The following is a 14,602-nucleotide window of genomic DNA, read 5'->3' as shown; positions in this document are numbered from 1 at the left end:
AGCAAAAAAGCCAGGCATGAGCCTCGGGTCAATAGTGAAGGCCGACGTGAGCGACGAACTTCGGGTGACAGCGGACGGCGCCGTACGGATCGTGACGATCAACCGCCCAGATGCTCACAACGTCATCGATGCGACGCTGCACCATCAGCTGCTCGACGTATGGCGTGATTTGGAGCGCGACGCCGGGGCCCGCTGCGTGGTGCTCACCGGCGCCGGCAAAACCTTCAGCGGCGGAGGCGATTTCGCGTTCCTGAAGGCCCAGCACCGCTCCCTCGCGCTGCGGTATGACATCTCCGCGCAGGCGTCGGACATCCTGAACGCGATGATCAACTTCCGGCTGCCCATCGTCGCCGCGGTCAACGGCCCCGCGATCGGACTGGGCGCCTCGCTGGCACTGTGTTGCGACCTGGTGTTGATGTCCGAGCGCAGCTATTTGTGCGATCCCCACGTCTCGATCGGCCTGACCGCCGGCGACGGCGGGGCGTTGCTGTGGCCCTACATGACCAGCCTCATCCGCGCCAAGGAATACATCTACACCGGTGAGCGCATCCCGGCCGAGCTCGCGGTCGACCTGGGCCTGGCCAATCGGGTCACCACCGCCGACACCCTGATGGACGAAGCGCTGCGATTGGCCGCGCGGCTGGCGGCCCAGCCGGCCCGCGCGCTGCAGACCACCAAGCGGGCGTTCTCCAAGCACATCGCGCAGGCGGCGGTCGCGATCATCGACTACGGTCTGGCCGCCGAAACGCTTGAGCTCGGCGCCGACGACCACATCGACAAGGTGCGTGAGTTCCTCGGCGCCGACAAGTACGACGCCATCGATGTCCCCGATGGGTTGACATGAGCAACGACTGGCGCAAATACCCGTTCCGGCTGGTGCACGACGACAGCGCGCTGGATTTCCCTACCGCCGAAGGCGAACACGCCGACCAGGAGTCCGACACCTGGTTCATCGCCGGCGAGCTGACCGCCACGACTGGCCGCTCGTTCGCGTTCCTGACCATCTTCAACAAGAACCGCCCCGGCGGGACGGTGGTCGCGGACTTCTACACCATGGCGCTATTCGATTGCGATACCGGCGCATACGGCACCTACACCGATTACGACATGCCACCGAATAACATGCGTCCGGACGCGCGGCCGAAGTTGTCCATGGCGGCTGGGCACCTCGACATCCGCTACCACAGCAGCGCCGGCCCGGTGTCGTGGACGACGTGCCGCGACGACGACGGAGAACTGCTGCCCTACACCTACCGTGTCAGCCTCTGCGGTGTCGATCAGGCAGCTCAGCGGATGGAACTGGACTTGACCGTCACGCCAACCCGCGCGCCGGTACCGGTCGGCGCGGACACGCTCAACGGCAAGATCATCTGCTTCGGCCAGCACGACACCTATTCGTATTTCCAGACCGGTATGGCGATGCACGGGACACTGCGCTGGGGTGAGCTGTACGAACGGGTCAGCGGCAGCGCAGGACACGTCGATCGGCAGTGGTTCCCCAAATACGCCGGCGGCGGGGGATCTGGGGGAGACCCGCGTGCACGCTCGCACGAGTGGCGCACGATCAACCTGGACAACGGCGTCGACATGAGCATCTGGCGACAGTTCGACCGGACGGACGGCAATGCGCTGCAACCATTCTCGGGCGTGACCGTGAGTTACCCCGATCCGGCGATGGTGCCGGAGTGCGCGGAGGACGTCGAGGTCACCGTCAGCAGCTACGTCCAATGGCCGAATGCGATTCGGCCGCTGGTGCGGCCACTGGCATCAACCCGCTACATGCCCGACCGTCACCGGCTACGCAGCGCCACACTGCAACTGGATCTCATCGGAGAGCCGCTGGTGGCGGCCCCGGCGCACGGCCTGCCGATCGAATACATGGAAGGGCCGTATCGCTATCGCGGAACGCAGCGTGGAGAACCGGTGACCGGCTTTGCATTCTACGAACGCTCGCTGGCGCTCTACCGGGATTGGGAGCTGATCGATGTGTTGGCCGCCGCCGTCGAGAACCTCAGCCCGGCCGACCCGTCATTGGTCAGCCTCGTTGAGCAGGTCCGGCCGCTGGTGACCTCCGGCCGTCGCGCGGAGGCACGAAAGTTGTTGGAAGCCAATGATCAACCTGGTTGCAGCGATGTTATCGACGCGCTGATCGCGGCGTTATCGGTCGACAGCTGATGGCGAATCGCTTGTAGCTCTTGGCAATTGCCAGCGTGCCGACATATCGCAATGACGACGCATCCACGCGCCGTTAGTTACCCACCGGGGGATTCCCAGGCGGATCCGCCCGGCGTGTCCACGCAGGCGAGGGGTATGCCCGAGTTTGACGTGGCTGTCGCGCCCGCGGGGCCGCAGGGCATACCGACGGCAGGGCGGGTATCCAGGCTGGGTGGGGGAGTCGGGGTCGTCGGAGGCGGGGAATGCGGTCCGGTTGTCGGCGCCACGGTCGTCTCTGGCGCCGAAGACGCGGTCACCGGCGCAGCGGTCGTCGCTGCCGGCGATGGCGCGACCGTCGGAGGCGTGGCCGATGGATGCGTGACCATCGTGGAAGTGGGAGCCGGGGCCTTGACGACCGGCGGCGAGATGGCCGTGGCCGGTGCCGGGCGTGCAGGCGGGACTGTGGTCACCGAGGACGGAGTTTCGACATCAGTTGGGGTGTTGCGGGACTCAGAGGCCGAGCGCAGAGCCATGACGCCCAAGATGCCACCCACCGCCACCGTCAGGATGGCGAGGCCGAGCCCTGCTGTGTGCAGCAGGCGGTGACGGTGGGACGCCTTCCGTGTGTCGTCATTCGTAGCGGTCCATACATCGGATACCTCAGGTTCCCCCCCCAGGGTGATGGCATCGTCGGCTTCGGTCTCTGGCAGGACATCTGGCGGTGCGCCAGCATCGCCGACTTCGGCAGGTGGGAGATCGGGTTCCGCCATCGCTGGCGGAGGGGACACAGCCGGCTCGATCGGCCCGGCACCGTCGGTCTCCGGCACGGTGACGAGCGGGGGGGCGTCAGCATTCCGGATGGTCAACTTCAGGCTGCCCCTCGCCTCGAGCGCTTTGGCGAAATCTCGACACTGCCGGAATCTCTCGTTGGGTGCTTTCATCAGTGCGCGGGCAAACGGCGCGTCGAAGTAGGTCAGCTCGGGTTTGACATCACCTGGCCGTGGCGGTGTTTCGTTGAGGTGCTTGCTGATCACCACGGCGGAGTTCATGTGCTGAAACGGTGGCGATCCGGTCAACAGATGAAGTGCGGTGCTCGCCAGAGCATATTGGTCAGTTCGGCCGTCGATCGAGTCGTCCATCAGCTGCTCGGGCGCCGCGTAGCTCGCGGTGCCGATGGCCAGGTTTCTCCGAGTCAGACTATTGGTCTCGGCAGAGCGCCGCGGTACACCAAAGCCTGCTAGCACAATCGGTCGTCTGGCGGACTCCGAATTGCTGAGAAGGATGTTGCTCGGATTCACATAGCGGTGCACCAGCCCCTGTTCGTGAGCGTAATCGAGGGCGTCCGCGATCGCGGCGACGATCTCGAGCACCATGTCTGGCGGCATGCCTTCGGGATAGGTATCGGTCAGCAGTTGGGCCGCGTCGGTGCTGTCGACGTAGTCCATCAAAAGCCACAGCCGGTCCTCGAACTCACCCCGGTCGTGGATGCCGACGATGTTCGGGTGCCACAAAGCGGCTGCCTGGTCTGACTCCTGGTTGAACCGGTAGCGGTACTCCGGGTCGGTCGACACATCGGCCGACAGGATCTTGAGCGCATACTGGCGCGGCAACCTCGGGTGTTCAGCCAAATACAGCTCGCCGATCTGTCCGCACCCGAGCAGCCGAACAATATTGAACCCGGCGGCCGTCGCACCACTGACCAGCGGCATGGGGTGGATCGTACAGACTGACGCCGACCTGCTGCAGGTCCATCGCGAGCGCTCGTTCGGCTACCGGCTACCTGCACATCGCGTTGTTTGGGTCGATCGTCGCTACCGGCACCTGGCGGAGCTGATGGGCAGGAATTTGGGCTCATCGGCCGATTCACGGTGATACAGATGTGACGAGTGGCGTTCATGTGGTAATTGGTGCATTTGTCGTACTCTGTGACGCATGTCAGTGTCTCGGCGCGACGTGCTCAAATTCGCGGCGGCGACACCTGCCCTGATCGGCCTCGGTGTTGCGGCGGGGTCGTTGGCTGCCCCGTCGGCCTCGGCGGATGGCTTGGGCGTCTTGTTGGATTACGCGGCCGGAGTGATCCCCGCCAGCCAGATCCGGGCGGCCGGCGCCGTGGGCTCGATCCGCTATGTATCGGATCGCCGGCCCGGGGGCGCCTGGATGCTGGGCAAGCCGATGCAAATCTCCGAGGCCCGCGACCTCAACCAGAACGGGCTGAAGGTCGTCTCCTGCTACCAGTACGGCAAGCAGAGCTCAGCCGATTGGCTGGGCGGTCAAAGCGCGGGCGTCACGCATGCCCGACGCGGGTGGCAGCTGCACACCGCCGCCGGTGGTCCCGCCGGCGCCCCCATCTACGCCTCGATCGATGACGACCCGTCCTACGAGCAGTACAAGCAGCAGGTGGCGCCCTATCTGCGAGGCTGGGAGTCGGTGATCGGCCACCAGCGGGTCGGTGTGTACGCCAACTCCAAAACGATCGACTGGGCGCTGCGGGACGGCTTAGGCTCCTACTTCTGGCAGCACAACTGGGGCTCACCGCGGGGATACACCCATCCCGCCGCGAATCTGCACCAGGTCGAGATCGACAAACGCGACGTCGGCGGCGTCGGGGTCGACATCAACAACATCTGCAAGCCCCAGTTCGGTCAGTGGGCCTGATCTGAGCTGACCCGCGGGTAAGTTTCCAGCAAACTTCTGCCGCCTGGTCTGGCGACCCGATTTTGATCCGTCACTGCGCGGCGCGTCATCACGTGTGGACCGGCACGCCCCCAGCAGCGCAGATTTTTCAGATAACGATTACATAACAATACTGCCTTGATCTGCGCTGTTGTTGCTACTCGACCGTAACCACCTGCATCCAGCAGGTTTGTTCTGCAGGCCCTCGGCCGCGGTTGAGCGGAGTGTTACCCAGCGCACCATTACCCGCGCGTAGAACTCACCAGTAACCGATTCACGCCGGAAACTCCCGATGGTTCTTATGACACTCTTATTGCAGCCGATGACGCGCCCTCGGTTGGCCCGCCGAAGCCGGATCAGTCGAGACGCGGCCGGTTGGACAAGGGCTCAGTCGGGGTTTAGACGACATCCGCAGGGCAGCGCGGCTCTGACACGCAAGGCGATAAGCGCTTATAGGGAGATACACACGTGACGATCTACGAGCACCACCGAGTGTCCGCTGACCACGACGGGATGACCGCGGAGGCCACGCAGGGCACCCATGCTCTGGTCGATCGTCTCACTGACGGCGAGGCCTACGCCGTCGCGTTCGGTGGGCAAGGCGGCGCGTGGCTGGAGACGCTGGAAGAGCTGGTCTCTTCGGCAGGCATCGAATCCGAGCTGGCAACGTTGGTTGGCGAGGTGGACCTGCTGCTTGAGCCGGTCGCCAAGGAACTCGTCGTCGTGCGTCCCATCGGCTTTGAGCCGCTGCGTTGGGTACGTGCGCTGGCTGCGGAAGACCCGGTTCCATCCGCCAGGCAACTCACGTCGGCCGCGGTGTCGTTGCCCGGCGTGCTGCTGACCCAGATCGCAGCGATTCGCACCCTCGCGCGGCAGGGCATGGACCTGCAAGCCACCCCTCCGGTGGCCGTCGTCGGGCACTCCCAGGGCATTTTGGCCGTGGAGGCTCTGAAAGCCGCTGGAGAACGCGATATTGAGCTGCTGGCCCTGGCCCAGCTGATCGGCGCCGCCGGCACCCTGGTGGCCCGCCGGCGCGGAATCTCCGTCCTCGGCGATCGCCCACCGATGGTGTCGGTCAGCAACGCCGACCCCGAGCGCATCTACCGGCTGCTCGAGGACTTTTCCCAAGACGTCCGGACCGTGCTGCCGCCCGTCTTGTCGATCCGCAACGGGCGGCGCTCGGTCGTCATCACCGGCACCCCCGAGCAGCTGTCCCGCTTCGAGCTCTACTGCAGGCAGATCTCGGAGAAGGAGGAAGCCGACCGCAAGAACAAGATCCGCGGCGGCGACGTCTTCGCGCCGGTCTTCGATCCGGTGCAGGTCGAGGTGGGCTTCCACACGCCACGCCTGGCCGACGGCATCGACATCGTCGGCGACTGGGCCGAAAAGGTCGGCCTCGATGTCGGATTGGCCCGCGCGGTGGCCGAGTCGATCTTGGTCGAGCCGGTCGACTGGGTGGACGAGGTTGTCAAAGTTCACGAGGCAGGCGCCCGCTGGATTCTCGACCTGGGGCCCGGCGACATCCTGACCCGGCTGACCGCACCGGTGATCCGCGGCCTCGGCATCGGGATCGTGCCCGCCGCGACCCGCGGCGGTCAGCGCAACCTGTTCACGATCGGCGCCGTTCCCGAGGTCGCCCGTCCGTGGTCGAGCTACGCACCGTCGGTGGTCAGCTTGCCCGACGGCAGAGTCAAACTCTCGACGAAGTTCACCCGGCTGACCGGCCGGTCGCCGATTCTGCTGGCCGGCATGACCCCGACCACCGTCGACGCCAAGATCGTCGCCGCCGCGGCCAACGCCGGGCACTGGGCCGAGCTGGCCGGCGGCGGGCAGGTCACCGAACCGGTCTTCAACGACCGCATCGACGAACTCTCCGGGCTGCTTGACCCCGGCCGGACCTATCAGTTCAACGCGCTGTTTCTCGACCCGTATCTGTGGAAGCTGCAGGTCGGCGGAAAACGGTTGGTACAAAAGGCTCGTCAGTCCGGCGCGCCGATCGACGGCCTGATTGTCAGCGCAGGCATCCCCGAACTGGAAGAGGCCGTCGAGCTGATCGACGAACTCAACGAGATCGGGATCAGCCACGTGGCGTTCAAACCGGGCACCGTCGAGCAGATCCGCTCGGTCATCCGCATCGCCACCGAGGTGCCGACCAAGCCGGTCATCATGCACATCGAGGGTGGACGCGCCGGCGGCCACCATTCCTGGGAAGACCTCGACGACCTGCTGCTGGCCACCTATTCGGAACTGCGGTCGAGGCCCAACATCACCGTCTGCGTCGGCGGCGGCGTCGGAACACCGGAGCGGGCGGCCGAATATCTGTCCGGGCGCTGGGCCGAGGCCTACGGCTTCCCGTTGATGCCCGTCGACGGCATTCTCGTCGGCACCGCGGCGATGGCGACGCTGGAATCCACCACGTCACCATCGGTCAAACGGATGCTGGTCGAAACGCAAGGCACCGACCATTGGATCAGCGCCGGAAAAGCCCAGGGCGGCATGGCTTCCAGCCGCAGCCAGCTGGGCGCCGACATCCACGAGATCGACAACTCCGCTTCGCGTTGCGGGCGCCTGCTCGACGAGGTCGCCGGAGACGCGGAAGCGGTCGCGGAGCGCCGCGACGAGATCATCGCGGCGATGGCCGACACCGCCAAGCCGTACTTCGGCCACGTCGAGGAGATGACCTACCTGCAGTGGCTGCAGCGTTATGTCGAGCTGGCCATCGGCGACGGCAACAGCACGGCCGACACCGCCGCACCGGGCAGCCCGTGGTTGGCCGACACCTGGCGCGACCGGTTCGAGCAGATGCTGCACCGGGCCGAGGCGCGGCTGCACCCGCGGGACCACGGCCCGATCGAGACGCTGTTCGCCGACGAGACGCTGCTGGAGAACCCCGACGAGGCAATCGCCACTCTGCTGACGCACTATCCGGACGCCGAGACCGTGCGACTGCACCCGGCCGACGTGTCGTTCTTTGTCACGCTGTGCAAGACGCTGGGCAAGCCGGTCAACTTCGTGCCGGTCATCGACAAAGACGTCCGGCGCTGGTGGCGCAGCGACTCGCTGTGGCAGGCCCACGACGCCCGCTACGAAGCCGACCAGGTGTGCATCATTCCTGGCACCGCTTCGGTCGCCGGCATCACCCGGATGGACGAACCGGTCGGCGAATTGTTGGACCGCTTCGAGCAGGCCGCGATCGACGAGGTGCTGTCAACCGGGGCGCAGCCCACACCGGTGACGGCGCGTCGGCAGGGTCGCATCGATGTGCACGGGGCGCTGGCCGTCATATTGGACGCGCCGGATGTGCTGTGGGCCGGCCGCATCGCGACCAACCCGGTGCACCGCATCGCTGATCCCGGCGAATGGCAGGTACACGACGGACCGGAAGAGTCACGGGCCACCCATTCATCCACCGGCGCGCGACTGCAGAGCGACGGTGACCAGGTTGTGTTGAGCGTGCCGATCGCGGGCACGTGGATCGACATCCGATTCAGCCTGCCCGCCAGCACGATTGACGGTGGCATTCCGGTTGTCCGCACCAAGGACGCCATCGAGGCCATGCGTTCGGTGTTGGCCATCGCCGCCGGTGTCGATGGTCCGGAGATGCTGCCCCGGGTGCACAACGGGACGGCCACCGTGACCGTGCCGTGGGACCCCGAGCGGGTGGCCGACCACACCGGGGTCACCGCCATCTTCGGTGAGCCGCTGGCGCCCACCCTCACCACCGTGCCCGACGCGCTGGTCGGTCGATGCTGGCCGGCGGTCTTCGCGGCCATCGGCTCCGCGGTCACCGCTTCTGGTGTCCCGGTCGTGGAGGGGCTGCTGAGCCTGGTGCACCTGGATCATGCCACGCACCTGCTTGGCTCCCTGCCCAAGTTATCGGCCGAATTAACCATTACCGCAACGGCTTCGGTGGCCACCGACACCGAAGTCGGCCGGGTGGTGCCGATCTCGGTGACGGTCTCCGCCGCGGACCGCACTGTGCTTGCGACTCTTGAGGAGCGGTTTGCAATTCGTGGCCGCACCGGCGCTGGCGAACTGACCGACCCGCTTCGGGCCGGTGGCGCGGTATCGGAGAACGCCACCGACACCCCGCGGCGCCGCCGGCGGGACGTCACGCTCATCGCACCGGTCGACATGCGCCCGTTCGCGGTGGTGTCCGGCGACCACAACCCGATTCACACCGACCGGTCTGCTGCACTGCTGGCCGGTCTCGAATCGCCGATCGTGCACGGGATGTGGTTATCCGCGGCGGCACAACATGTGGTCACCGCCACCGACGGCCAGGCCCGTCCGCCCGCCCGACTAGTCGGCTGGACGGCACGCTTCCTGGGTATGGTGCGCCCCGGCGACGAGGTTGACTTTCGGGTCGACCGCGTCGGAATCGACCAGGGCGCAGAGGTTGTGGAGGTCGCTGCCCGGGTCGGCTCGGATCTGGTGATGTCGGCGACGGCACGGCTGGCTGCGCCCAAGACCGTTTACGCGTTCCCCGGTCAGGGCATTCAGCACAAGGGCATGGGCATGGAAGTCCGGGCCCGCTCGAAGGCCGCCCGCAAGGTGTGGGACGACGCCGACAAGCACACCCGCGAAACGCTGGGCTTTTCGATCCTGCACGTGGTGCGCGACAACCCGACCAGCCTGATTGCCAGCGGCGTGCACTACCAACACCCGGAAGGCGTGCTGTATTTGACGCAGTTCACCCAGGTCGCCATGGCGACGGTGGCTGCGGCGCAGGTCGCCGAGATGCGCGAGCAGGGTGCATTCGTCGAGAACGCGATCGCCTGCGGCCACTCCGTCGGCGAGTACACGGCGCTAGCCTGCGTGAGCGACATCTACGGGCTAGAAGCGTTGCTGGAGACGGTGTTTCAGCGCGGGTCCAACATGCACGACATCGTGCCGCGCGACGAGCTGGGCCGTTCCAACTACCGGCTGGCCGCAATCCGCCCGTCGCAGATCAATCTCGACGACGCCGACGTGCCGGCGTTTGTCGACGAGATCTCGCAGCGCACCGGCGAGTTCCTGCAGATCGTGAACTTCAACCTGCGCGGCTCGCAGTACGCGATCGCCGGCACGGTCCACGGTCTCGAGGAGCTGGAGGCTGAGGTGGAGCGGCGGCGTGAACTCGTCGGCGGTCGACGGTCGTTCATTTTGGTGCCGGGCATCGACGTGCCGTTCCACTCCGAGGTGCTGCGGGTCGGTGTGGCCGATTTCCGCCGTTCACTGGAGCGGGTCATGCCACGCGACAAGGACCCGAACCTGATCATCGGGCGGTACATCCCCAACCTGGTGCCGCGCCCGTTCAGCCTCGACCGCGACTTCATTCAGGAGATCCGCGATCTGGTGCCGGCCGAGCCGCTCGATGAGATCCTCGCCGACTACGACACCTGGCGCCGTGAGCGGTACACGGAGATGGCCCGCACGGTTCTCATCGAGCTCCTGGCCTGGCAGTTCGCCAGCCCCGTGCGCTGGATCGAAACTCAGGACTTGCTGTTCACCGAAGAAGCCGCGGGCGGTTTGGGTGTGGAGCGGTTCGTCGAGATCGGCGTGAAGTCGTCGCCGACGGTGAGCGGGCTGGCCACCAACACCCTCAAGCTGCCCGAATACGCCCACAGCACAGTCGAAGTACTCAATGCCGAGCGCGACGCCGCGGTGCTGTTCGCCACCGACACCGATCCGGAACCTGACGACGAGGACGATTTGCCGGACGATTCCGGCGAGGCTGTTGCCTCGCTGGAGGGCGCACCCAGCTCCAATGTCGTTCCTGCCGTCGCTCCGGCTCCGGCCGGAGCTCCGTCAGGTACTCCACGCCCCGATGACATTCCATTCGACGCGGCCGACGCGACCCTGGCGCTGATCGCGCTCTCGGCCAAGATGCGCATCGACCAGATCGAGGAGCTGGACTCCATCGAGTCCATCACCGACGGTGCCTCCTCGCGGCGGAACCAATTGCTGGTCGACCTGGGCTCCGAGCTGAACCTCGGTGCCATCGACGGCGCCGCCGAGGCCGACCTGGCCGGGCTGCGCTCGCAGGTCACCAAACTGGCACGCACGTATAAGCCTTATGGGCCTGTGCTTTCCGACGCGATCAACGACCAGCTTCGGTCGGCGCTGGGCCCGTCGGGCAAGCGGCCCGCGGCCATCGCCGAACGGGTGAAGAAGACCTGGGAGCTTGGTGACGGCTGGGTTAAACACGTCACGGTCGAAGTCGCGCTCGGAACCCGCGAGGGCACCAGCGTTCGCGGCGGCGCAATGGGGAATCTGCACGAGGGTGCGCTGGCCGACGCCGCGGCCGTCGACAAGGTCATCGACGCCGCGGTCGCGGGGGTGGCCGCACGCCGCGGGATTGCGGTGGCGCTGCCGTCCTCCGGTGGTGGCGGCGGTGCCACCGTCGACGTTGCGGCGCTGGGTGAGTTCACTGAGCAGATCACCGGCCGCGACGGGGTGCTCGCCTCGGCGGCCCGCCTGGTGCTGGGTCAGCTGGGGTTGGACGAGACGGTCACCGTGCCGCCCGCCGCGACCGACGCCGAGCTGATCGATCTGGTCACCGCCGAACTGGGCGCGGACTGGCCGCGGTTGGTGGCGCCGGTGTTCGACGGCAAGAAGGCCGTGGTGTTCGACGACCGCTGGGCCAGCGCCCGCGAAGACCTGGTCAAGCTCTGGCTGACCGACGACGACGAGGCCAACGCCGACTGGGCGCGGCTGTCGGAGCGGTTCGAGGGCGCCGGCCACGTCGTGGCGACCCAGGCGACCTGGTGGCAGGGCAAGGCACTCGCGGCCGGGCGTCAGATCCACGCCTCGCTGTACGGCCGGATCGCTGCCGGCGCGGAGAACCCGGACAACGGCCGCTACACCGACGAAGTCGCGGTGGTGACCGGTGCGTCGAAGGGCTCGATCGCTGCGTCGGTGGTCGGACGGCTGCTCGACGGTGGTGCCACCGTCATCGCGACGACGTCCAGGCTCGACGACGAGCGGCTGGCGTTCTACCGGTCGCTGTATCGCGACCACGCCCGCTACGGCGCCGCCCTGTGGGTAGTGGCGGCCAACATGGCGTCCTACTCCGACATCGACGCGCTGGTCGAATGGGTCGGCACCGAGCAGACTGAAAGCCTTGGCCCGCAGTCGATTCACATCAAGGACGCGCAGACGCCGACACTGCTGTTCCCGTTCGCGGCACCGCGCGTCGCCGGCGACCTGTCGGAGGCCGGCTCGCGCTCGGAGATGGAAATGAAGGTGTTGCTGTGGGCGGTGCAGCGACTGATCGGCGGTCTGTCCCGAATCGGCGCCGAGCGCGACATCGCCTCGCGGCTGCACGTGGTGCTGCCCGGCTCGCCCAACCGCGGCATGTTCGGCGGCGACGGCGCCTACGGTGAAGCCAAGTCGGCGTTGGACGCCGTGGTGACCCGGTGGCAAGCCGAGTCGTCGTGGGCGCAGCGAGTCAGCCTGGCGCATGCGCTGATCGGCTGGACCCGTGGCACCGGGCTGATGGGACACAACGACGCGATTGTCAGCGCCGTCGAAGAAGCCGGTGTGACAACGTATTCCACCGACGAGATGGCCGGCATGCTGCTTGCGCTCTGCGATATCGAGTCCAAGGCCGCCGCCGCCAACGCGCCGCTCAAAGTCGACCTGACCGGCGGGCTCGGCGACGTCGACCTGGACATGGCCGAAGTGGCCGCCAAAGCTCGCGAGGAGCAGTCGGCCAAGGCCGCAGGAGACGGGGCCGAGGAGACCGGCGCCGACGGCACCATCGCTGCTCTGCCGTCCCCGCCGCGCGGCTACACCCCGGCCCCGCCGCCGGAATGGGACGACCTCGACGTCGACCCCGCCGATTTGGTGGTCATCGTCGGCGGTGCCGAACTCGGCCCGTTCGGCTCGTCGCGCACGCGCTTCGAGATGGAGGTCGACAACGAACTGTCGGCCGCCGGGGTGCTCGAGCTGGCCTGGACCACCGGGCTGATCCGTTGGGAAGACGACCCGCAACCTGGTTGGTATGACACCGAATCCGGCGAACTGGTCGACGAGGCCGAACTCGTCGAGCGCTATCACGACGCCGTCGTGGAACGGGTCGGCATCCGTGAGTTCGTCGACGACGGTGCGATCGGCCCGGATCATTCCGCGCCGCTTTTGGTGAGCGTGTTCCTGGACAAGGACTTCAGCTTCGTGGTGTCCAGCGAGGCCGACGCCCGCGCGTTCGCCCAGTTCGACCCCGAGCACACCGTCGTCCGGCCGTTGCCCGACTCCACCGACTGGCAGGTGATCCGCAAGGCGGGCACCGAGATTCGGGTGCCGCGTAACATCAACCTGTCGCGGAGGGTCGGCGCGCAGATCCCGACCGGCTTCGACCCGACGGTGTGGGGCGTCAGCGCCGACATGGCGACCTCGATCGATCGCCTTGCGGTGTGGAACATTGTCGCGACCGTCGACGCGTTCCTGTCCGCCGGCTTCACCCCGGCCGAAGTGATGCGCTACGTGCACCCGAGCCTGGTGGCCAACACCATGGGCACCGGTATGGGTGGTGGCACCTCGATGCAGACGATGTACCACGGCAACCTGCTGGGCCGTAACAAGCCCAACGACATCTTCCAGGAAGTGCTGCCGAATATCGTTGCCGCGCACGTGGTCCAGTCCTACATCGGCAGCTACGGCGCGATGATCCACCCGGTCGCCGCGTGCGCGACCGCGGCGGTGTCGGTCGAGGAGGGCGTCGACAAGATCCGGCTGGGCAAGGCCGAGTTGGTGGTCGCCGGTGGCATCGACGATCTGACACTGGAAGGCATCATCGGCTTCGGTGACATGGCGGCCACCGCCGACACTGGCATGATGCGCGACCGTGGTATCGCGGACTCGAAGTTCTCCCGGCCCAACGACCGGCGCCGGCTGGGCTTCGTGGAGGCGCAGGGCGGCGGCACCATCCTGCTCGCCCGCGGGGACCTCGCGGTCAAGATGGGATTGCCGGTGCTAGCCGTAGTGGCCTTCGCGCAGTCGTTCGGCGACGGTGTGCACACCTCGATCCCGGCGCCGGGCCTTGGTGCACTGGGCGCCGGACGTGGCGGCAAGGACTCTCCGCTGGCCCGTTCGCTGGCCAAGTTGGGTGTCGAGGCCGACGACGTCGCGGTGATCTCCAAGCACGACACCTCGACACTGGCCAACGACCCCAACGAGACCGAACTGCATGAGCGGCTGGCCGACTCGCTCGGCCGCTCGCCCGGAGCGCCGCTGTTCATCGTGTCGCAGAAGAGCCTGACCGGCCACGCCAAGGGCGGCGCGGCGGTCTTCCAGATGATGGGGCTGTGCCAGATCCTGCGCGACGGGGTGATCCCGCCCAACCGCAGCCTGGATTGCGTCGACGACGAACTGGCCGGCTCGGCGCACTTCGTCTGGATACGTGACACGCTGCGACTGGACGGCAAGTTCCCGATCAAGGCCGGGCTGGTGACCAGCCTCGGGTTCGGCCACGTGTCCGGCCTGGTCGCGCTGGTGCACCCGCAGGCCTTCCTGGCCACACTGGATGCCGGCCAACGTGCCGACTACGTGCAACGGGCCGACGCTCGTGTGCTCGCCGGGCAGCGCCGGCTGGCCTCGGCGATAGCCGGCGGCCGCCCGATGTACGAGCGGCCCGCCGACCGTCGCTTCGACCACGAGGTGTCCGAGAAGCGGCAGGAAGCGGCGATGTTGCTCGACGCGGAGGCGCGGTTGGGTGACGGGGACCTATACCGTCTGTAACCACCTCCTGTGACATCCGATAAGTTCGCAACCCATGAGCTGCGCCGGCGACGAT

General features: G+C 66.9%; 5 protein-coding genes. 4 read left to right on the top strand and 1 reads right to left on the bottom strand.

Annotated elements, in window-relative coordinates:
- The first annotated feature begins 16 nt into the window (after nt 1-16).
- The gene (locus VEI45_RS11145) at nt 17-844 is read left to right on the top strand and encodes an enoyl-CoA hydratase/isomerase family protein (RefSeq protein ID WP_324853075.1); all 828 of its coding nucleotides are present in this window, start codon (nt 17-19) and stop codon (nt 842-844) included.
- Complete coding sequence (locus tag VEI45_RS11140) at nt 841-2,175, top strand: lipocalin-like domain-containing protein (protein WP_324853073.1); 1,335 nt, start codon at nt 841-843, stop codon at nt 2,173-2,175. Before VEI45_RS11145 ends, VEI45_RS11140 begins: the two co-directional genes overlap by 4 nt.
- Before the next feature lie 77 nt (nt 2,176-2,252).
- Here the strand turns inward: VEI45_RS11140 and VEI45_RS11135 are convergent, their stop codons facing one another.
- Nucleotides 2,253-3,863: a serine/threonine-protein kinase gene (locus VEI45_RS11135; RefSeq protein ID WP_324853071.1), complete on the bottom strand. Its 1,611-nt coding sequence runs from the start codon at nt 3,861-3,863 to the stop codon at nt 2,253-2,255.
- 223 nt (nt 3,864-4,086) lie between these two features.
- Here VEI45_RS11135 and VEI45_RS11130 point away from each other — a divergent pair, with 223 nt between their 5' ends.
- Both VEI45_RS11130 and VEI45_RS11125 read left to right on the top strand, forming a co-directional pair.
- Nucleotides 4,087-4,809, top strand: coding sequence for a DUF1906 domain-containing protein (locus VEI45_RS11130; RefSeq protein WP_324853069.1), 723 nt, complete (start codon nt 4,087-4,089; stop codon nt 4,807-4,809).
- Nucleotides 4,810-5,295: 486 nt separating this feature from the next.
- On the top strand, nt 5,296-14,547 hold the full coding sequence (locus VEI45_RS11125; RefSeq protein WP_324853067.1) for a polyketide synthase: 9,252 nt from the start codon (nt 5,296-5,298) through the stop codon (nt 14,545-14,547).
- The last annotated feature ends 55 nt before the right edge of the window (nt 14,548-14,602 follow it).

Origin of the sequence: Mycobacterium sp., assembly GCF_035623875.1 — a bacterium.
GTDB lineage: Bacteria > Actinomycetota > Actinomycetes > Mycobacteriales > Mycobacteriaceae > Mycobacterium.
This window is presented reverse-complemented; position numbering and strand designations above follow the sequence as displayed.

Bases quoted from the DNA above. Each gene is read 5' to 3' on its own strand.
- VEI45_RS11130 (WP_324853069.1), top strand. From the start codon at position 4,087: ATGTCAGTGTCTCGGCGCGACGTGCTCAAATTCGCGGCGGCGACACCT.
- VEI45_RS11140 (WP_324853073.1), top strand. From the start codon at position 841: ATGAGCAACGACTGGCGCAAATACCCGTTCCGGCTGGTGCACGACGAC.
- VEI45_RS11135 (WP_324853071.1), bottom strand. From the start codon at position 3,863: ATGCCGCTGGTCAGTGGTGCGACGGCCGCCGGGTTCAATATTGTTCGG.
- VEI45_RS11145 (WP_324853075.1), top strand. From the start codon at position 17: ATGAGCCTCGGGTCAATAGTGAAGGCCGACGTGAGCGACGAACTTCGG.